The sequence below is a fragment of the Pseudomonas sp. Z3-8 genome (genome assembly GCF_051131975.1).
Lineage (GTDB): Bacteria > Pseudomonadota > Gammaproteobacteria > Pseudomonadales > Pseudomonadaceae > Aquipseudomonas.
The window spans coordinates 4,655,815-4,675,075 of sequence record NZ_CP071643.1; the positions used below are offsets into that span (position 1 = coordinate 4,655,815).

The 19,261-nt window shown below is 60.9% G+C and carries 19 protein-coding genes; 8 read left to right on the plus strand and 11 right to left on the minus strand.

Features of this window, described 5'->3' with window-relative positions; genetic code table 11:
* Positions 1-194 precede the first annotated feature (194 nt).
* Positions 195-1,412 carry an alanine transaminase gene (gene alaC / locus J3P94_RS21335; RefSeq protein ID WP_434569563.1) on the plus strand — a complete coding sequence of 406 codons (1,218 nt, stop codon included), beginning with the start codon at positions 195-197 and terminating at the stop codon, positions 1,410-1,412.
* A gap of 118 nt (positions 1,413-1,530) precedes the next feature.
* Here alaC and J3P94_RS21340 read toward each other — a convergent pair whose 3' ends face one another.
* Positions 1,531-2,883: a GntP family permease gene (locus J3P94_RS21340; RefSeq protein ID WP_305496305.1), complete on the minus strand. Its 1,353-nt coding sequence runs from the start codon at positions 2,881-2,883 to the stop codon at positions 1,531-1,533.
* Positions 2,884-2,975: 92 nt separating this feature from the next.
* Complete coding sequence (locus J3P94_RS21345; protein ID WP_434569564.1) at positions 2,976-3,509, minus strand: gluconokinase; 534 nt, start codon at positions 3,507-3,509, stop codon at positions 2,976-2,978.
* A 216-nt stretch (positions 3,510-3,725) separates the two neighbouring features.
* Between J3P94_RS21345 and J3P94_RS21350 the strand changes: the two genes are divergently transcribed.
* A complete protein-coding gene (locus J3P94_RS21350; RefSeq protein WP_434569565.1) occupies positions 3,726-4,757 on the plus strand; it encodes a LacI family DNA-binding transcriptional regulator in 1,032 nt (343 codons plus the stop codon).
* Positions 4,758-5,131: 374 nt separating this feature from the next.
* A complete protein-coding gene (locus J3P94_RS21355) occupies positions 5,132-5,551 on the plus strand; it encodes a GNAT family N-acetyltransferase (protein WP_434569566.1) in 420 nt (139 codons plus the stop codon).
* A 125-nt stretch (positions 5,552-5,676) separates the two neighbouring features.
* Here J3P94_RS21355 and def read toward each other — a convergent pair whose 3' ends face one another.
* The 3 genes from def to J3P94_RS21370 form a co-directional block, all read right to left on the minus strand.
* A complete protein-coding gene (gene def / locus J3P94_RS21360) occupies positions 5,677-6,216 on the minus strand; it encodes a peptide deformylase (protein WP_434569567.1) in 540 nt (179 codons plus the stop codon).
* A complete protein-coding gene (locus J3P94_RS21365; protein ID WP_434569568.1) occupies positions 6,213-7,163 on the minus strand; it encodes a YihY/virulence factor BrkB family protein in 951 nt (316 codons plus the stop codon). Before J3P94_RS21365 ends, def begins: the two co-directional genes overlap by 4 nt.
* Before the next feature lie 170 nt (positions 7,164-7,333).
* The gene (locus tag J3P94_RS21370; RefSeq protein WP_434569569.1) at positions 7,334-7,525 is read right to left on the minus strand and encodes a CsbD family protein; all 192 of its coding nucleotides are present in this window, start codon (positions 7,523-7,525) and stop codon (positions 7,334-7,336) included.
* 195 nt (positions 7,526-7,720) lie between these two features.
* On the opposite strand from J3P94_RS21370, the gene J3P94_RS21375 reads away from it, so the two are divergent.
* Positions 7,721-8,098, plus strand: a complete 378-nt coding sequence (locus J3P94_RS21375; protein WP_305496313.1) for a hypothetical protein — start codon at positions 7,721-7,723, stop codon at positions 8,096-8,098.
* Positions 8,099-8,187: 89 nt separating this feature from the next.
* On the opposite strand, the gene fadD1 is transcribed toward J3P94_RS21375, so the two are convergent.
* The gene (gene fadD1 / locus J3P94_RS21380) at positions 8,188-9,879 is read right to left on the minus strand and encodes a long-chain-fatty-acid--CoA ligase FadD1 (protein WP_434569570.1); all 1,692 of its coding nucleotides are present in this window, start codon (positions 9,877-9,879) and stop codon (positions 8,188-8,190) included.
* Between the two features lie 372 nt (positions 9,880-10,251).
* On the minus strand, positions 10,252-11,940 hold the full coding sequence (gene fadD2 / locus J3P94_RS21385) for a long-chain-fatty-acid--CoA ligase FadD2 (protein WP_434569571.1): 1,689 nt from the start codon (positions 11,938-11,940) through the stop codon (positions 10,252-10,254).
* A gap of 224 nt (positions 11,941-12,164) precedes the next feature.
* Between fadD2 and J3P94_RS21390 the strand changes: the two genes are divergently transcribed.
* A complete protein-coding gene (locus J3P94_RS21390) occupies positions 12,165-13,109 on the plus strand; it encodes a lysophospholipase (protein WP_434569572.1) in 945 nt (314 codons plus the stop codon).
* A gap of 40 nt (positions 13,110-13,149) precedes the next feature.
* Positions 13,150-13,620, plus strand: a complete 471-nt coding sequence (locus J3P94_RS21395) for a MaoC family dehydratase (RefSeq protein ID WP_003227420.1) — start codon at positions 13,150-13,152, stop codon at positions 13,618-13,620.
* A gap of 165 nt (positions 13,621-13,785) precedes the next feature.
* Here the strand turns inward: J3P94_RS21395 and J3P94_RS21400 are convergent, their stop codons facing one another.
* The 4 genes from J3P94_RS21400 to J3P94_RS21415 all read right to left on the minus strand — a co-directional run bounded on the left by J3P94_RS21400 (position 13,786) and on the right by J3P94_RS21415 (position 17,522).
* A complete protein-coding gene (locus tag J3P94_RS21400) occupies positions 13,786-14,649 on the minus strand; it encodes an efflux RND transporter periplasmic adaptor subunit (RefSeq protein WP_434569573.1) in 864 nt (287 codons plus the stop codon).
* A 10-nt stretch (positions 14,650-14,659) separates the two neighbouring features.
* Complete coding sequence (locus J3P94_RS21405; protein WP_249873604.1) at positions 14,660-14,866, minus strand: DUF1656 domain-containing protein; 207 nt, start codon at positions 14,864-14,866, stop codon at positions 14,660-14,662.
* Positions 14,853-16,853 carry an FUSC family protein gene (locus tag J3P94_RS21410; protein ID WP_434569574.1) on the minus strand — a complete coding sequence of 667 codons (2,001 nt, stop codon included), beginning with the start codon at positions 16,851-16,853 and terminating at the stop codon, positions 14,853-14,855. Before J3P94_RS21410 ends, J3P94_RS21405 begins: the two co-directional genes overlap by 14 nt.
* 204 nt (positions 16,854-17,057) lie before the next feature.
* A complete protein-coding gene (locus J3P94_RS21415) occupies positions 17,058-17,522 on the minus strand; it encodes a PA2169 family four-helix-bundle protein (protein ID WP_186709209.1) in 465 nt (154 codons plus the stop codon).
* A 206-nt stretch (positions 17,523-17,728) separates the two neighbouring features.
* On the opposite strand from J3P94_RS21415, the gene J3P94_RS21420 reads away from it, so the two are divergent.
* Together J3P94_RS21420 and J3P94_RS21425 are read left to right on the plus strand one after the other, a co-directional pair.
* On the plus strand, positions 17,729-17,965 hold the full coding sequence (locus J3P94_RS21420; RefSeq protein ID WP_305496320.1) for a DUF3820 family protein: 237 nt from the start codon (positions 17,729-17,731) through the stop codon (positions 17,963-17,965).
* A gap of 16 nt (positions 17,966-17,981) precedes the next feature.
* Positions 17,982-19,169, plus strand: coding sequence for an aminotransferase class V-fold PLP-dependent enzyme (locus J3P94_RS21425; RefSeq protein ID WP_434569575.1), 1,188 nt, complete (start codon positions 17,982-17,984; stop codon positions 19,167-19,169).
* The last annotated feature ends 92 nt before the right edge of the window (positions 19,170-19,261 follow it).

Genomic DNA, 19,261 nt, shown 5'->3' on the forward strand with positions numbered 1-19,261 from the left:
CAATTGGGTAAGACAGGTCCGACAAGCCGCTGCGGCCACCGCTGGTGGCGCAGCCAGGGCGACAGTGTCGTCGAAAATAGTTCGGCGCGGCTACTGGACAATCCGCCATTGGCCCGATTATCTTGCGCCGCAGGCCAACGCATTGGCCGACGTCGCTCGGACGGTTCCGGGCGCTCACGTATCTCGAGGCAACAATGGCCGAACAAGGTTCGCCGCGCCGCTTTGCGCGCATCGATCGACTCCCCCCGTACGTATTTAATATCACTGCCGAGCTGAAGATGGCTGCGCGTCGGCGCGGCGAAGACATCATCGACTTGAGCATGGGTAACCCCGACGGCGCCACGCCCCCGCATATTGTCGAGAAGCTGGTCACCGTCGCCCAGCGCGAAGATACCCACGGCTACTCCACTTCCAAAGGCATCCCACGCCTGCGCCGAGCCATCTCGCGCTGGTACAAGGACCGCTACGAAGTGGACATCGACCCGGAAAGCGAAGCCATTGTCACCATTGGCTCCAAGGAAGGCCTGGCACATCTGATGCTGGCCACCCTGGACCAGGGCGACACGGTGCTGGTGCCCAACCCCAGCTATCCGATCCACATCTACGGCGCGGTGATCGCCGGCGCCCAGGTGCGTTCGGTGCCGCTGGTGCCCGGCGTGGATTTCTTCGATGAACTGGAACGGGCCATTCGCGGTTCGATCCCCAAGCCGAAGATGATGATCCTCGGTTTCCCGTCCAACCCCACCGCCCAGTGCGTGGAGCTCGACTTCTTCGAGCGGGTCATCGCCCTGGCCAAACAATACGACGTACTGGTCATCCACGACCTGGCCTACGCCGACATCGTCTATGACGGCTGGAAAGCCCCGTCGATCATGCAGGTGCCGGGCGCGAAAGACATTGCGGTAGAGTTCTTCACCCTGTCCAAGAGCTACAACATGGCCGGCTGGCGCATCGGCTTCATGGTGGGTAACCCGGAACTGGTCAGCGCCCTGGCGCGGATCAAGAGTTACCACGACTACGGCACCTTCACCCCGCTGCAAGTGGCCGCCATCGCCGCACTCGAAGGCGACCAGCAATGCGTGCGCGACATCGCCGAGCAGTACCGCCAGCGCCGCAACGTACTGGTCAAGGGCCTGCATGAACTGGGCTGGATGGTGGAGAATCCCAAGGCATCGATGTATGTCTGGGCGAAGATTCCCGAGGCCTATGCGCACCTGGGCTCACTGGAGTTTGCCAAGAAGCTTTTGGCCGAAGCCAAGGTCTGCGTCTCGCCGGGGGTGGGGTTCGGGGAATATGGAGACGATCATGTGCGCTTTGCGCTGATCGAGAACCAGGACCGGATTCGCCAGGCGGTACGCGGGATCCGCGGGATGTTCCGGGCGGATGGGTTGATCAAAAAACCTGAGGCCTGACCCAAAACCAATGTGGGAGCGAGCCTGCTCGCGAAAACGATGTAACAGTCAACACGGATGTTGAATGTCATATCGCTTCGCGAGCAGGCTCGCTCCCACAGTAGGTATTGCCTTAGATTCAGATCACCAGCGACAACAGCAGGATAAAGATCAGCCCCACCACCGACAGGATGGTTTCCATCGCGGTCCAGGTCTTGAAGGTCTCGGCCACGGTCATGTTGAAGTACTGCTTGACCAGCCAGAAGCCCGCATCGTTGACGTGAGACAGGATCAGCGAGCCGGCGCCGGTCGCCAGTACCAGCAGCTCACGGTTCACCCCTGGCATCATCCCCACCACTGGTACCACGATCCCGGCACCGGTAATGGTCGCCACGGTCGCCGAACCGGTCGCAATCCGGATCACCGCCGCCACCAGCCAGGCCAGCAGGATCGGCGAAATCTGCGCGCTCACGGCCATGTGGCCAATCACGTCACCCACGCCGCTGGTCACCAGCATCTGCTTGAAACCGCCGCCGGCACCGATGATCAGGATGATCGCCGCCGTCGGCGCCAGGCTCGCGTCCAGCCACTTCAGCATCTGGCTGGAACCGATGCCCTGCTTGTAGCCAAAGGTGTACAGCGACAACAGCAACGCCAGCAGCAAGGCCGAGATCGGGTGGCCGATCATGTCCATCCAGACACGGAACAGGTTGCCGTCCGGCAGCGCCACATCCGCGAAGGTCTTGAGCAGCATCAGGAATACCGGCGACAGCACGGTGATCAGGGTGATGCTGAAGCTTGGCAGTTCGGCGGCGTTCGTCTCGCGGGCCAGTTGGTCCACCAGCTCCTGATTTGGATGACCGGGGATGTGCTTGGCGATGAACGTACCGAAGATCGGTCCGGCAATGATGGCGGTCGGCAGCGCGACGATCAGGCCGTAAAGAATGGTCTTGCCGATGTCAGCGCCAAAGATGCCGATCGCCAGCAGCGGACCCGGGTGCGGTGGCACCAGGCCGTGGACGGCGGAAAGACCGGCGAGCAGCGGGATACCGATCTTGATGATCGACACGCCGGTGCGGCGCGCGACGATGAACACCAGCGGGATCAGCAGCACGAAGCCGATTTCGAAGAACAGCGGGATGCCCACCAGGAACGCGGCGAACATCATGGCCCACTGCACCTTCTCCTTGCCGAAGGCACGGATCAGGGTCTGGGCGATCTGATCGGCGCCGCCCGACTCGGCCATCATTTTGCCGAGCATCGTGCCCAGCGCCAGGATGATGCCGACAAAACCGAGCACGCCACCAAAGCCGTCCTGGAACGCCTTGATGATGGTGCCGGTCGGCATGCCCGACGTCAGGCCGAGAAACGCGGCGGCGATGGTCAGTGCAATGAACGGGTGGAATTTGAACTTGGTGATGAGGACGATGAGTCCGATCACCGTAACCACTGCATCTAGCAGCAGGAACGTCTCGTGGGACATGCCGAACATGGGAGGTGTCTCCTGATTTGTTGTTGTTATTGAAGCAGTTATTTTCAAGCCGTCGGGACAGCGCTATCTTTCTGACGCAAATTGTTCACGCTTCAGCTCGCGAGCTTCAGGCCGTGGGCCAACCACCAGACGTAAGCCTGGCGGGCCAGTTCATCAACGCTGTGGCTGGACGCATCCAGAGCCAGGGTCAGGGGCTCGCCGACAGGAGATTCAAGGGTGGCAAACTGGCTGTCGATCAGGGTCGACGGCATGAAATGGCCCGGGCGATGGGACACGCGATCAGCGGCTACTTCCGGGGTCAGTTCAAGAAATACGAAGCCCAGGCCCGGCAAGGCGCTGCGCAGGCGCTCGCGATAACTGTGCTTGAGGGCCGAGCAGGTCAGCACCGGGCGCGCGCCCATGGCGTCGACACGGCGCAACTCATCGCACAGGCTGTCGAGCCAGCCGGCACGGTCGTCGTCGTTCAGGGGGATACCGGCGCTCATCTTCTGGATGTTGGCCGCGGGGTGGAAAGTGTCGCCTTCAATGGCGCTGGCGCCGCTCAGTTGGCACAGGGCCTGGCTGACGCAGGTTTTGCCGCAACCGGCAACGCCCATGATGACCAGGGCGGTGATTGGATTATTCATGTAACACCTCAGCGCGCAGACAGCGCTACCTTTGCCAGTTATGACACCGCAGCAAAAGCAGAAGTTGCCGACGCCTTCTTGTCATTTTTGTGGTTGCAGCATGTACGTCCACGACGCCAGCGGACAGGGGATCAGGCAAACCCTGCTCACGCATTTGCAGCCGCGCCGAGACAGCGCTACCTTAGTGCCTTGATTTTTGTTTGGCAAGCCGCCCTGATGACCGCCCCTAAAAACGATAAGAATACTCGCACCACCGGTCGCCCCACGCTCAACGAAGTCGCACGCCTGGCCGGGGTCAGCCCGATCACCGCCTCCCGTGCCCTTCGCGGCGTCAGCACCGTGGCCGTCGAGCTGGTGGACAAGGTCCGCCAGGCCGCCCTGGAACTCAACTACGTCGTCAACCCCGCCGCCCGCGCCCTGGCTTCGGCCCAGAGCCATTCGGTGGTGGTGCTGGTGCCATCGTTGTCGAACCTGTTGTTCATCGACACCCTCGAAGCCATTCATCGCGTGCTGCGGCCCAAGGGCTTCGAAGTGGTGATCGGCAATTACCATTATTCCCGCGATGAAGAAGAGGACCTGCTGCGCAACTATATGGCCTATCAGCCGCGAGGATTGTTGCTCACCGGGTTCGACCGCACCGAAAGCGCTCGACGGATGATCGAGGCCAGCAACATTCCCTGCGTGTACATGATGGAACTGGACCCGGGCGCCGGCCTCAACTGTGTGGGCTTCTCCCAGCTCAAGGCCGGCGAAACCGCTGCCGAACACCTGGTTTCCCGAGGCCGCAAGCGCCTGGCCTACATCGGCGCGCAACTGGACCAGCGCACGCTGTTGCGCGGCGAAGGTTTCCGGCGCGCATTACAGGAGGCCGGGCTCTACGACCCGGACCTGGAAATACTCACGCCGCGTCCGTCATCGGTGGGCCTGGGCGGCGAGTTGTTCCTGCAGTTGCTCGCCAGCCACCCGGACGTCGATGCGATCTTCTTCGGCAACGACGACCTGGCCCACGGCGCACTGCTCGAAGCGTTGCGCAGCGGTATCAGGATCCCCGAGCAGGTTTCGATCCTCGGTTTCAACGACCTTCCCGCCTCGGCCCACATGGTGCCGCGCTTGAGCAGCATCAGCACCCCGCGGGAAGCCATCGGCCGCCGTGCCGCTGAACAGATGCTCACCTTGATGGCTGGCAACCGCATCGCCCAGCCGGTGGTGGACCTGGGGTTCGAACTCAAGGTCCGCGAAAGCACCTGAGCGGCCCCGGCAGGATGCGGTCGAACCATGCCGACGAACCCTGCCGAGAGCACCGTCCTCGCCACTCTCTGAATCTGGCAGCGTCTCGACATCACCTCAGCGGGTTTGAGCGGAGCGTTTCAACCTCCGCCTCAAACCTGCGACCAACCGAGTCGACAGCGTTTCAATGACCGAACAGATTGACCTTCTTGGCTTTTTTGTCGGCGCGTTTTTCATCGGCGCTCTTCGCTGGTTTTTTCTTTGCCGCTTTTTTTGAATCCATGCCTTTGGCCATGATACGCACTCCACTCATACGGGATGTACCTCAGGTATACACCTATCCCTGCAGCCGCGTTCTTTTATAATCGCCTCCCCCTCTTCGCCATGACCCAGCCATGTCCGAAATCCGTTATGCAGCGCTCGAAGAATCGCTTTGGCCGTTGATGAACAAATTTTATCGTGCCCACCAATCCTCGATGAAAGCCGTGCGCGACGCGCAACTCTGGGTGGCGCGGCGCGATGAAATCGTCGCGGCCCTGTGCCTGCGACCGGTGTCCGGTGGGTATTGGTTGACGGGGTTGTTCGTCGACCCGGCGTTCCGCGCGCAAGGCATCGCGGCGCGGTTGATAGAAAAGGCGGTGAAAGGCGTGGAGGCGCCGGTGTGGCTGTTCTGCCACCCTGACCTGCGCGGCTTCTATGAGCGACGCGGGTTCGACTTCGATCCGGAACTGCCTTATGCGATGGCTGAACGGCTGAGCCGGTATGCGCGGAGCAAGCCGATGATTGCGATGGGGTTGGTGCCTGCAAGACCGTGAAGACCCATTCAGCCCAGTGTGGGAGCGAGCTTGCTCGCGATGGCGTCAGGTCAGCTGCATCAATTTGGATGACACACCGCAATCGCGAGCAAGCTCGCTCCCACAGGGTTTTGGGTAGGCTTCAGCTAATCGTCGGCCGAGGGATCCAGCTCCGGAAACATCACCTCGGTGAAGCCGAACTTGCTGAAGTCGGTGATGCGCGATGGGTACAAGCGGCCGATCAGGTGATCACATTCATGCTGGACTACCCGCGCGTGGAAGCCTGAGGCGGTGCGCACGATCGGCTCGCCCTTCGGGTCGAAACCTTCATAGCGGATGTGCTGGTAGCGATCCACTGCACCGCGCAGCCCCGGCACCGACAGGCAGCCCTCGAAGCCCTCTTCCATCAGCGGGCTCAGCGGCGTGATCAACGGGTTGATCAGGATGGTCTGCGGCACCGCCTCGGCATCCGGGTAACGCTCGCTGTGCTCGAAGCCGAAGATCACCAGTTGCAGGTCGACGCCGATCTGCGGCGCCGCCAGGCCGACACCGCCGACACTTTCCATGGTCTGGAACATGTCATCGATCAATTGCCACAACTCGGGACTGTCGAACATTTCTGGCGGCACCGGCGGTGCGATGCGCAGCAGGCGTTCGTCGCCCATCTTCAGGATTTCGCGGATCATGGTCGGGCTTCGTCAGTGTGATTGTGAGGAATGGAATGGTCGCGCCCAAGGCCCGATACATGCTGTTTTTCATGCTCGCCGGGGCTCTTTTCGCCATGGTCCTTGCCTTCGGCGGACATGTGCTCGATCACCGCGTTCATCTCAGCGCCGAGCAACAGTACCGCCGCCGAGATATAGAAGTACAGCAACAGCACGATGATCGCGCCGATACTGCCATACATGGCGTTGTAGTCGGCGAAGGTCTTGACGTAGAACGCGAAGCCCAGGGACGCGATGATCCAGACCACCACCGCCAATACCGAGCCCGGCGTGATGAAGCGAAACTCCTGTTTGACGTCGGGCATCACGTAATAGATCAGCGCCACCGCGACCATCAGCAAAAACACGATGACCGGCCAGCGCGCGAGCGTCCAGACGGTGACAATGAATTCCTCCAGCCCGATCTGGGCGGCAATCCAGCCCATCACCTGCGGCCCCAGCACCATCAGCGCCGCGGCGGCCAGGAGCATGCCGGCAATGCCGACGGTGTACAGGATCGACAGCGGAAAACGCTTCCAGGCCGGACGCCCTTCGACCACGTCATAAGCGGCATTCATGGCGCTCATCATCAGCCGCACGCCGGCCGACGCGGTCCACAACGCAATCACGATACCGACCGACAGCAGGCCCCCCTTGGACTGCTGGAGCTGGTCGATCACCGGGTTGACCTGCTCCAGCGCCTGCGGCGGCAGCACCAGTTCCGATTGCAGGCGCAGCCAGGAGAAAAAATCCGGCAGGTGCAGAAAACCGATCAGGGCTATCAGGAAAAGAATGAAGGGGAACAGCGAAAACAACATCTGGTAAGCCAGTGCGGAGGCGTACGTCGACATCTCGTCGTCGAGAAATTCGGTCACCGTGCGCATCATCACACGGTGCAGGGGCAAGCCTTTCAAGGCCGGGAACATCATGTGCGTCTCCTTTCGCCGCAAAAAAGGAAGGTCGCCTGGCGACTCATCGGGTTATGCAAGACAAAGTAACCTGTTGGCGACTTTGGAACAATTTCCCCCGGTGCTAGTTCGAGTCGACATGAAAACGGCCACCTGCAGATGACCGTTCCGATCACGTTTCAACTGATCGGTTACGCCTCGTCGACGCCTTTCTTGACGGCATCCTTGGCCTTGCCCACGTTTTGCTGGGCTTCACCCTTTTTCTCCTGGACCACGCCCTCGGCGCGCATGCGGTCGTTATCGGTGGCCTTGCCGACGCCTTGCTTGATGTTGCCGACGGCTTCGTTGGCAACGCCCTTCACTTTATCGCTCGTGCTACTCATCATGTCTCTCCTGTGAATAACCGTAAGAAAAGTCATTACACAAAGGTTGACCGGGGCCGTTTGCGGGGAGTTTCATTTTTTCTGCGGCTGATTTCGTCGGCGACTGCAGGTTGCGCTTTATGTTTGCCGATCAACCCCCGAGAATGCCCCACGTATTCAGGCTGCGACCTGAAGCTCCAATTCCGTAGGAACGTTATGAAACTCGATAAAAAGCAGGCCATCGCCCGCAGGAACCAGCAACTGGGCGGCGCCGTCCTGGGCGTCAACAATTGCCATTTCAGCGAACTGAACCGCAATCGCAACATCTTCTGGTTCGACATTCCGGTGGCCCGGCTGGCCATTGGTCAATACGAATGGATTCACCTGCTGCTGCACACCCCCGCCACCGATGAACTGCTGCACCTGAAAGTGCCGACGGTGTTCCTGCGGGAAAAACTGGAAGGCCTGGAAGTACGCAACCAGGGCAAACGCAAGGCGGCCCTGAGCCTGGAACTGAGTGCCGACAAGGATTCCTACCTGCAAGACATGCGGCCGGGTGGCACCAACCTGGATTTTGCGCAGTTTCGGTTGTAGTCCCGATTGCCACAACGGCCGCCCCGCGCGAGGCCATAGCCTTGTAACAAAAAGCCCCGCATCAGCGGGGCTTTTCATTGGCGGCGGGTTTATTTCTTCAGCCCCAGCTTCTTCAGTTCTTCATCACGCAACTCGCGCCGCAGTATCTTGCCCACGTTGGTGGTCGGCAATGCATTGCGGAACTCCACGGCCTTGGGCACTTTGTAGCCAGTGACGTTGGCGCGCATGTGCTCCATCACCTGTTCCTTGGTGAGCGTGGCCCCTGGACGCACGACGATGAAAATCTTGATCGCCTCGCCGGACTTTTCATCCGGTACACCGATCGCCGCGCACTGCAGCACACCCGGCAGGGTGGCCAGTACGTCTTCCAGTTCGTTGGGGTAAACGTTGAAGCCGGAGATCAGGATCATGTCCTTCTTGCGATCGACGATGCGCATGTAGCCGTCCGGCTGGATCAGCGCGATATCACCGGTCTTGAGCCAGCCTTCACCGTCGAGGATCTCGTCGGTGGCCTCCTGGCGCTGCCAGTAGCCCTTCATCACTTGCGGACCTTTCACACACAATTCGCCGATTTCACCGAGTGGCAATTCGACGCCCGCGTCATTGATGACCTTGCACAGCGTCGATGGCACCGGAATGCCGATAGTGCCGACCTGGATGTGCTGGATCGGGTTGACGGTAGCCACCGGGCTGGTCTCGGTCATGCCGTAGCCTTCGCAGATCGGGCAGCCGGTGACCGCCTTCCAGCGCTCGGCCGCTGCCAGTTGCAGCGCCATGCCACCGGACAAGGTCACCTTCAGTGCCGAGAAGTCCAGCTTGCGGAAGGCTTCGTTATTGCACAGGGCCACGAATAACGTGTTGAGGCCGACAAAACCGCTGAACTTCCACTTCGACAGTTCCTTGACCATCGCCGACAAGTCGCGCGGGTTGCTGATCAGGATGTTGTGGTTGCCGATCAGCATCATCGCCATGCAATGAAAGGTGAACGCATAGATGTGGTACAGCGGCAGCGGCGTGATCAACACTTCGCAGCCTTCATTGAGGTTGGAGCCCATCAATGCCTTGCACTGCAACATGTTCGCCACCAGGTTGCGATGGGTCAGCATCGCGCCCTTGGCCACGCCAGTGGTGCCACCGGTGTATTGCAGAACGGCCACGTCATCGCTGGTGGGGTTGGCTTCGTTCACCGGTTGGCCGTGGCCCTTGCTCAACACGTCGTTGAACTTGATGGCCTTGGGCAAATGGTAAGCCGGGACCATCTTCTTGACGTACTTGATCACGCTGTTGATCAGCAGGCGCTTGAGCGGCGGCAGCAGGTCGGCGACTTCGGTGACAATGACGTGCTTGACGCTGGTCCTGGGCACCACGTTCTCGGCCAGGTGCGCCATGTTGGCCAGGCACACCAGCGCCTTGGCGCCGGAGTCGTTGAATTGGTGTTCCATCTCCCGCGCGGTGTACAGCGGATTGGTGTTTACCACGATGAGCCCGGCGCGGATCGCGCCGAAAACGGCCACCGGATACTGGAGAACGTTGGGCAGCTGCACGGCGATTCGATCGCCCGGCTGCAAATCGGTATGCTGTTGCAGGTACGCGGCAAAGGCACCGGACAATTCGTAGAGTTCACCGTAGGTGATCGTCTTGCCGAGGTTGCTGAATGCCGGCTTGTCGGCGAAGCGTTGGCAGGACTGCTTCAACACCGCCTGAATATTCGGATACTCGTCTGGATTGATGTCGGCAGCAATCCCAGCTGGGTACTTATCCTTCCAAAAGTCTTCAATCATGGAAGCCCACTCCTCAGCAACGCGAATTCTTCACCGCATTTGATGCGATTATTATTGGTGTGTGTTTTGTTGGTGAATCTGGCTTGAATCAAGGCCGAGAAGTCACAAAAGCGCGCCGAGAGTAGCAGCTTTGCCAAGGGTCGACTAGAGCCAAAAATGGGCCCTATAGTCACAAATCCGACTCAAGAGAATCTAATGGTCATTTTTAGAGTAAAAATTCTAAGACCGCGTAATTGCATCCACACATAACAACTGTGGGAGCGAGCTTGCTCGCGATAGCGATGGATCAGCCAACATCTCTGTCACTGATCTAACGCTATCGCGAGCAAGCTCGCTCCCACAGGGTCAGGGGTTTCCATTGAGGCAAGCGCCTCAGGCGATATCGCGCAGCTCCCGCCGCAGGATCTTGCCCACCGGCGTCATCGGCAGCGAGTCACGCAATACGATGTGCTTGGGGATCTTGTAGCCGGTGAAGTTCTCCTTGCAGTAGGCCTTGAGTTCTTCAAGGCTGACGCCCGCCTCACGGGCCACCACGAACAGTTTCACCGCCTCCCCCGAACGCTCGTCCGGCACGCCGATGACCGCGCAACTGGCGACTTTCGGGTGAGCCATGACCACGTCCTCGATCTCGTTGGGATACACATTGAAACCCGAGACAATGATCATGTCTTTCTTGCGGTCGACGATGCGCACAAACCCGTCGGGATCGATCACCGCGATATCGCCGGACTTGAACCAGCCTTCGCTGTCCAGCACTTCGGCGGTCGCCTCGGGCTTGTTCCAGTAGCCCTTCATGATCTGCGGGCCCTTGATGCACAGCTCGCCGCGCTCGCCCAGGGGCAGCTCGACGCCGTCGTCGTTGATGACCTTCATCAGCGTACCCGGCACCGGTAGCCCCACCGTACCCAGGCGCGACTTGCCGCCGTAAGGGTTGGCACTGGCCACCGGCGAGGTTTCCGTCAGGCCGTAGCCCTCGGTGATGCCACAGCCGGTGAGCTGCTTCCAGCGTTCGGCCGTGGCCTTGACCAGCGCGGTGCCGCCTGAGTTGGTGACCTTGAGGTTGGAAAAATCCAGCGTCTTGAAATCAGGATGGTCCATCAGCGCCACGAACAGCGTGTTGAGCCCCAGCAACAGCGAGAACCGCCAGTTCTTCAGCTCCTTGATGAAGCCACCGATGTCCCGGGGATTGGTGATCAACACGTTGTGGTTGCCCGTGACCATCATGCACATGCAGTTCGCCGTGAACGCATAGATATGGTAAAGCGGCAACGGCGCGATCATGACTTCCTGGCCCTCGCGCAACAGCGGCTGGCCGTCATCGCCGATCTGCCCCAGGCACGCCCGGGCCTGCTGCATGTTGGCGACCAGGTTGCCGTGGGTCAGCATCGCGCCTTTTGCCAGCCCCGTGGTGCCACCGGTGTATTGCAGCACGGCAATGTCATCGAGGCTGACGTTCAGGGGCTTGATGCCCTGGCCTCGCCCGAGGCGCAAGGCGCTCTTGAAGGAAATCGCCTGGGGCAGCGAATAGGCCGGGACCATTTTCTTGACCTTGCTGACCAGCGTATTCACCAGCCAGCCCTTGGCGGTGGGCATCAGGTCGCCCATCTTCGCTTCGATCAGAAATTGCAGGTCGGTGTCGGGCAGCACTTCCTGGACCTTCTGCCCGAACAGGTTCATGTACACCAGCGCCCGGGCACCAGAGTCCTTGAACTGATGACGCATTTCCCGCGGGGTGTACAGCGGGTTGGTATTGACCACGACCAGGCCGGCGCGCAGGGCACCGAAGACGGCGATCGGGTATTGCAGGACGTTGGGCATCTGCACGGCGATGCGATCGCCCGGCGCCAGGTCGGTATTGGCTTGCAGATAACCGGCAAAGGCCGCGCTGTAGCGCTCCAGCTCGGCGTAGGTGAGGGTCACCCCCATGTTGCTGTAGGCCGGACGGTCGGCAAATTTCTTGCAGGAACGCTCGAACACCTCGACAACCGACTTGTAGGCACCCAGGTCGATGTCCGAGGGCACGCCGGTCGGGCGTTTGTCATTCCAGAAATCAGGCTGCATTGTTTTTGTCCTCTTTACCTGAACGTATCCGGGACCGCTTGCGTATCGCTTGCACAGCGGAGCTCCTCGGACACTAGCAGCTATGGCCAATCAGGCAAATATGGCAACTTGCGTCATAGATCGTGTGAATCTTCCTCCCTTGCCGTGACCTGATCAGGCGAGACGCGACGGATGCGCTATACAATGCAGCGACGCTGCGTCTGACTTTGTGCAAAGGAACCGCCATGATCCACCAAACGTTCTGGCTGACCGCGACCGATCACAGGCGCATCTTCGTCAACCAATGGTTGCCCGAAACCGCCCCGCAGGCCGTGCTCATGCTGGCCCACGGCATGGCCGAACACAGCGCTCGTTATGGGCGCCTGGCCCAGGCGTTGTGCGATGAAGGTTATGGTGTCTACGCACCGGACCTGCGCGGCCACGGCAAGACCGGCGAGGAAACAGTCCTGGGGCATTTTGCCGACGAGGACGGCTGGGCCAAGGTGGTCGGCGATCTCGCGAGCCTCAATCAGCACATCGGCCAGCAACATCCAGAAATACCAATTCTCCTGCTGGGCCATAGCATGGGCAGCTATATCGCCCAGGGTTACCTGCTGCACCACAGCGCCAGCCTGCACGGGGCGATTCTCAGCGGCTCGAATTTCCAGCCCGTGGCGCTGTACCGCGCGGCGCGCCTGATCGCCCGCCTCGAACGTCGACGCCAGGGAGCCACGGGGCGTAGCGCGCTCATCGAGTGGCTGTCATTCGGCAGTTTCAACAAGAAATTCAAACCGGCGCGCACGCCCTTCGACTGGCTCAGTCGCGACCCGACCGAAGTGAACAAATACGTCCAGGACCCGCTGTGCGGCTTTCGTTGTACCAATCAGCTGTGGATCGACCTCCTCGGCGGCTTGCAGCAGACCAGCAAAGCGTCCAATCTCGCGCAGATCGATCCGGGCCTGCCGTTGCTGGTGATTGGCGGCGAATGTGATCCGGTGAGCGAAGGCAAGCGTCTGAAAGATCTGGCCGATGCCCTGCGCGACGCCGGCAATCAACATCTGCAATTGACGATCTATCCGCAGGCCCGGCACGAACTGTTCAATGAAACCAACCGCGATGAAGTGACGGCCGACGTGCTGGCCTGGATTGCCCAGGCGCTGAGCCACCAGCGGCCACCACGTAGCGAGTAGGTTTGCAGCGTTTTTCCTTTACCTGTTACAGGATCCAGACATGACCCAGGTTACCAATATCCCTTACGAAGCCCTCGAAGTCGGCCAGACCGCCAGCTACAGCAAGACCGTCGAAGAGCGCGATATCCAGCTGTTCGCCGCCATGTCCGGCGATCACAACCCGGTGCACCTGGACGCCGAGTTCGCCGCCGCCAGCATGTTCAAGGAACGCATCGCCCACGGCATGTTCAGCGGTGCGCTGATCAGCGCGGCGGTGGCGTGCGAGCTGCCTGGGCCGGGCACCATCTATATCGGCCAGCAGATGAGCTTTCAGAAACCGGTGAAGATTGGCGACACCCTGACCGTGCGCCTGGAAATCCTCGAGAAACTGCCGAAGTTCCGCGTGCGCATCGCCACGCGCGTGTTCAATCAGCGCGATGAACTGGTGGTGGACGGCGAGGCCGAGATCCTGGCTCCGCGCAAGCAGCAGACTGTTACGTTGCCGACGTTGCCGGCGATCAGCATCGGCTGATGATCATGATTCCCCGTGGCGAGGGAGCTTGCTCCCGCTGGGGTGCGAAGCGCCCCTGAGAAAAGCCCACCGCGTTTAATCTGATTAACCGTGATGTTCTTTTTACGACTGCTTCGCAGCCGAGCGGGAGCAAGCTCCCTCGCCACGGAGTCCGCAGTGCGACGGCTATTGCAGCCGCTCTTGCACCTGCACACTCGCCGTCATACCCGCGCTCAGGCTCACCCCTTCCGGCACCTTGTCGAGCTTGATCCGCACCGGGATCCGCTGGGCCAGGCGCACCCAGTTGAAGGTCGGTTCGACCTCTGCCAGCAATTGCGCATCGGGGTTGGTGTTGCGGTCGGTGATACCGCGGCTGATGCTTTCCACATGGCCGTCCAGCGCATGGTCGGCGCTCATCAACCAGACCTTGACCGGATCGCCCACGCGGATCCTCGGCAATTTGGTTTCCTCGAAATAGGCCTGCACGTAGAACGTCGAATCATCGATCAGCGCCATCACCGGTTGCCCGGCGTTGACGTAGTTGCCTTCGGCCAGGCGCAGATTGGTGATATGACCACTGCGTGGCGCCAGGACCTGGCTGCGGGCCAGGTTCAGCTCGGCGACCTTGGCCTGGGCCTGGGCCTCGCGCAGTTCGCCACGGGCAATGCCGGCGTTGATCTGGGCATTTTCCCGCAGCTCGGCGCTGATCGCCTGAGGCCCCAGGGCGGCGCGGCGGCTGGCTTCGTGCTCACGCAGGCTCAGCTGCTGCTGACGGGTCTGGACCACCGCGCGAGCCTTTTCCAGCGCGGCCTCGAAGCGTTCGCGGTCGATGCTCAACAACAGGTCGCCAACCTTGACCTGCTGGTTGTCCACGGCCTTGAGTTCGCGCACCCAACCGGATACGTCAGGGGCGACCACCACCACGTCGGCACGGATTCGCGCATCCCGGGTCCAGGGCGTGAGCATGTAGTACTGCCACAGATGAAACCCGGCGAAGATCGCCACGGCCACCACGCCCAGCGTGACGGCGACACGTACGGGTGTACGCATGTTCAGCTCCTTATAACGGTCCGAGGACCAGGGTAATGACAGTCAGGACACAGACGTACAGGGCGCAGTCGAACAAGGCTTCATGCCAGATCCAGCGCCCGACCGGCAACAGGCCGAGCAACAGGCGCAGCGCCCCGGTTGCCAGCAAGGCCAGGACCACATAAATCAGGAACGGGCTGAGCAGCACCCCGCCAATCGACCATTCACGCAAGCCCATGGCTATGTTTCCCTTCTTCGGATTCGTGCTGGCGGCACCAGGCGCGCCAGCTGTTCTGCAATTGCACCACCGCGCCTTGGGCGAGCTTCAGCGCATCGCTGGACGGTTGCTGCGACAGCACCCGCAGATATTCGTCGCTTGCCTGGGCCAAAGCCTCGGCCTGATCGCCGCCGGGGCCGCGTTCCAGCGCCTGCTCCAGGGTTTCGAAATATTCGCGCTGGGCCGGGCTGTCGGGTATCTGGGCGACGGCCAGGCTCAGGCGCAGATGCAGCAACTCGTCACCGACGTCCAGGCCCAGCAAGCCGTCGTCCCAACGGCTGCGCGCCGGCACCGGCAGCTCGGGATAATGCCGCGCAAGTTGCAGCAGCCGGTCAGCCATGCGGCCACCGAACCAGCTTTCAGCACCACGCAGATTGCGATGGGTCAGCCTGACCAGATCGTCCAGCGTCGCGGCCAGCAGCCGACGGCTATGCCAGGCCGGGTTGCGCAGGATCAGCAGCTTGAACGCCAGCACCGCCGCGCCGACGCCGATCATCATCGCCTGGGCGTTGTTGAAAAATGCCGAAACGTCGTACTTCATCGCATTGAGCGGCGAGACCAGCACCACAAAGTGCAGGCAGAACGAGGTGGCCGTGGCGTAGAGCGGCGGCTTGGCCATGCACAGCGCCCCCAGGAACAACGGCACGCCCATGGCCATGCACAGCATGGCGAAACTGCTCCATTGCGGCAGGAAAATCTCGCCAATGACAAACGCCGTCGGCACTGCGAGGAAAATACCCCGCAGGAAACTCATGCCGATCTGCGCACCGTTTTCGCGGCTGGCAAACAGGCTGCACACCACGCACGTGAGCAACAGCGCACCGGATGCGGCGGGCCAGGCGGTCGCCAGCCAGAAACAGGCTACTGCCAGGAATGCCAGGGCGCTGCGGGCCCCGAATACCATGGCCAGGGACAGATCACGGTGCGGCGCCAGCGTGCGCGGCGGATCGGCGGCGGCCCTGCCCTCCTGCACGGCCGCGAGCGCGGCACAGGCAGCCAGGGCGGTATCGAGCAACAAGGCGAAACGAGCCAGGCAGTAACTTTGCGCCGAGCTGATCCGCAGGTCATGAGAGGCATCCAGAACCCGAGGCCGCAGGGCCTGGAGCGTCGCGCTGTCTGCAGCGAGCGCCTGCTGCACCTCGTCCATCCACGGCTGGAGCGCTTCGGCCTCCTGAGGTTCGAGTTGTTTCCACTGCCGACGCACCGAACGGGAAATACGCAACAGCATCAGCAGTTTCTGGCTCAAGCCGCTGATGGCCCGGGCGCGCTGGCGGCCCAGGCTGCCTTCGAACCAGGCGTGTTCGCGCTGGGCATCCACAGCAACGATCTTGCCGAGGATTTCGAGCAAGCCTTTGCGCGCCTGGGCATCGCCGGCCAACGTTGCACGCGCCGCCTGCATGCCGCTCTGCCAGGCGGCACGGGCCTGATCCGCCAGTTGTCGTTCGACCCGCAACGGCCAGAGCAAGGCACTGGCCGCCGTGGCGCAGGTAATGCCCAGGCTGATCTCGGTACACCGCGCCACGGCCTGGTCGAAGACCCCAAGTGGATGGGAAAGGGCCGGCAAGGCAATGATCGCCACCGTGTAGCCAGCCAGCACGAAAGAATACGACCAGGCGCTGCGCAACAGCGTCGAACAGCCCGTGCACACACCCAGCCACAGCGCCAGCGCCAGCAAGAACAACCACGGTGCCTGGGCGAACAATCCCATGAACACCACCGACATGATCGTCCCGACCAAAGTACCGACCAAACGCGCCAGGCCCTTCTGTACCACCATGCCGGACAGCGGCTGGGCGACGATGAACGCCGTCATCAATGCCCACGACGGCTGCTCCAGGCCCCAGCGCAACGCCAGCCACAACGCCAGGCCGCCGCCGAGCACGGTTTTGATGGCGAACTGCACAGCGAGGCGGTCAGGGGCGAACAAGGCCTGGAAGGTAATGGGCACGCGGAAAACTCTTCTGGGGGCCGAGGTAATGAACGTAGTCACGAACGTAGTAACGATAGATCGCGCGAGGGGCAGCGCAATTATTAGCTAGCTACCTATTCGAGTCCAGAGCAGATTATTGACGGATCTGACAAACACTCTTGCGGTTTCGAGCCCATAAAAAAACGCCAGCAAGCTGGCGTTTTTTTGCGTCACAGGCATGTGTCAGCTGGCACGCGCCTGGTTACGCAGCGCCTTGACCTGGTCGTGGTTGCGTTGCACGCCGTGGTACTGACGCTCAACCAGGTCACGAATACCTACCAGGTTGTGCTTGTTGATCTTCTCAATGGCTTCCTTGTAAGCCTTGAGTGCATGGTCTTCGCCGCGTTCGGCTTCGTTGAGGACCGCTTCTTCGTCCTTGCCGGTAAACATCGATTTTACGTCTACCCAACGACGGTGCAGGTCGCCAGCGACGCTGGTGGAGGTTTCCGGATCGCCGCCCAACGAACGCACAGCGGCTTGCAGCTCGGCCGCGGCAGTTGCGCAATCGGCCGCGCGTTTAACGAACAGGGCCTTGAGTTCTGGATGCTTGATGTCTTCAGCGCAGGTCTTGAATCCTTCCTGGCCATCCTTGCTGGTCTCGATCAGGTCGTTCAAGACAGAGATGGATTCTTTATTGATGTCAGTCATTTTTCAGTTCCTTTGCTTGGTGAATAAAAACCTGCAAGGAATATTGCATTGGCCGTGCCAGCCAAAAACAACAATAAAAATACTTTAAATTCAATAATTTACAAAATACCCAAAAATCTGTATCCGCGTTATTTGCATGATCTGTCATTTGGCCTGCATGCAGAATGCCTGTATTTTGCCGAGGGTTCCTATCAAGACAAATCGCCATGAATCCGCAAAAGCTTGAACTGCTGGTGACGCGCCAGATGCCCTTCGGCAAATACAAGGGCCGAATCCTCGCCGACCTGCCGGGCCAGTACCTTAACTGGTTTGCCCGGGAGGGTTTTCCCCACGGAGAATTGGGCGCTTTGCTGGCGCTGATGCAGGAGATCGACCACAACGGTCTGTCGGACCTGCTGGATCCGCTGCGCGCCAAACACGGCCTGCCCAAACCACGCCATTGACCGACTGAATCCGCCCATGCCCGAAAACACCCTGCGCGCCCATGATGAAGCTTTCTGGCAGACCTTCGTCGACCGCTACGACGTCGAGCCCGAGGGCCCGCTCAACCTGGAAAACGGCTACTTCGGGCGGATGTCGCGTACCGTGGTCGAGGAGTACCAGCGCAACATCGAATTCGTCAATCGCAGCAACTCGGTGTACGTGCGTCAGCATTTCGACCGGGAGCACAGCGAGGCCATCCGCCGGCAGGTAGCGCAACTGATTCACGTCCCCTCCTCTACCGTGGCGCTGGCCACCAGCGCGGTGGACGCCCTGCAGACGCTGATTCGCAATTACAACGGCCTCAAGCCTGGCGACCAGGTGCTGATAAGCGACGTCGAGTACGAGTCAGTCAAGAGCGCGATGCGCTGGCTGGCTCGCCAGCGAGGGGCGCAGATCATCGAACTGGTGCACCCGCATCCCGCCAGTTTCGAAAGCCTGGTGGGCACCTATCGGGAAACCTTCATTCGCTACCCGCGCCTGAAGCTGATGGCGCTGACTTACGTCAACCACCTGACCGGCCTCGTCATGCCGGTCAAGGCGATTGCCGAGGCGGCGCGGGAGTTCGATGTCGACATCATTCTCGACGGCGCGCACGCCCTGGGTCAGATCGAGTTCAATCTGAAGAAGCTGGGTATCCAGTTTGCCGGTTTCAACTTGCAGAAGTGGATTGGCGGCCCGCTGGCCCTGGGCTTTCTCTATATCGCTCCAGAGCGGTTGGCCGACATCGATCCGGACATGGACGAAGCCAATTACCCCGCCACCGATGTGCGCTCACGCACACCCCACAGCACGCCCAACATCCCTGCCCTGCTGACGCTGCCATTGGTCTTTGAAGAACACCGCACCCTGGGCGGCGCGTCGGCCAAAGGTGCCCGACTCTGCTACTTGCGGGACCTGTGGGTGAACGCGGTGCGGGATGTGCCCGGCATCGAAGTCATGACTCCGGACGACCGGCGGCTCTATTGCGGCATCACCTCGATGCGCTTCACCGCCCAGCCCGATCAGCAAGTCATGGCCGATCGGCTGCTGAAAGAACATGGGATTTTTACCGTGGTGCGCAAGACCAGCGTCGGCCCGTGCATCCGCATCACGCCTGGGTTGATTACCTTGGCACGGGATATCGAGCGGTTGACCGAGGCGCTTATCCACCTGAGCAACACATAACCCGTGGCGAGGGAGCTTGCTCCCGCTGGGCTGCGCAGCAGCCCCTTGAACTATCACCTCGGTGAGTCAGGCCAATCTCGTTCGTGCTGATT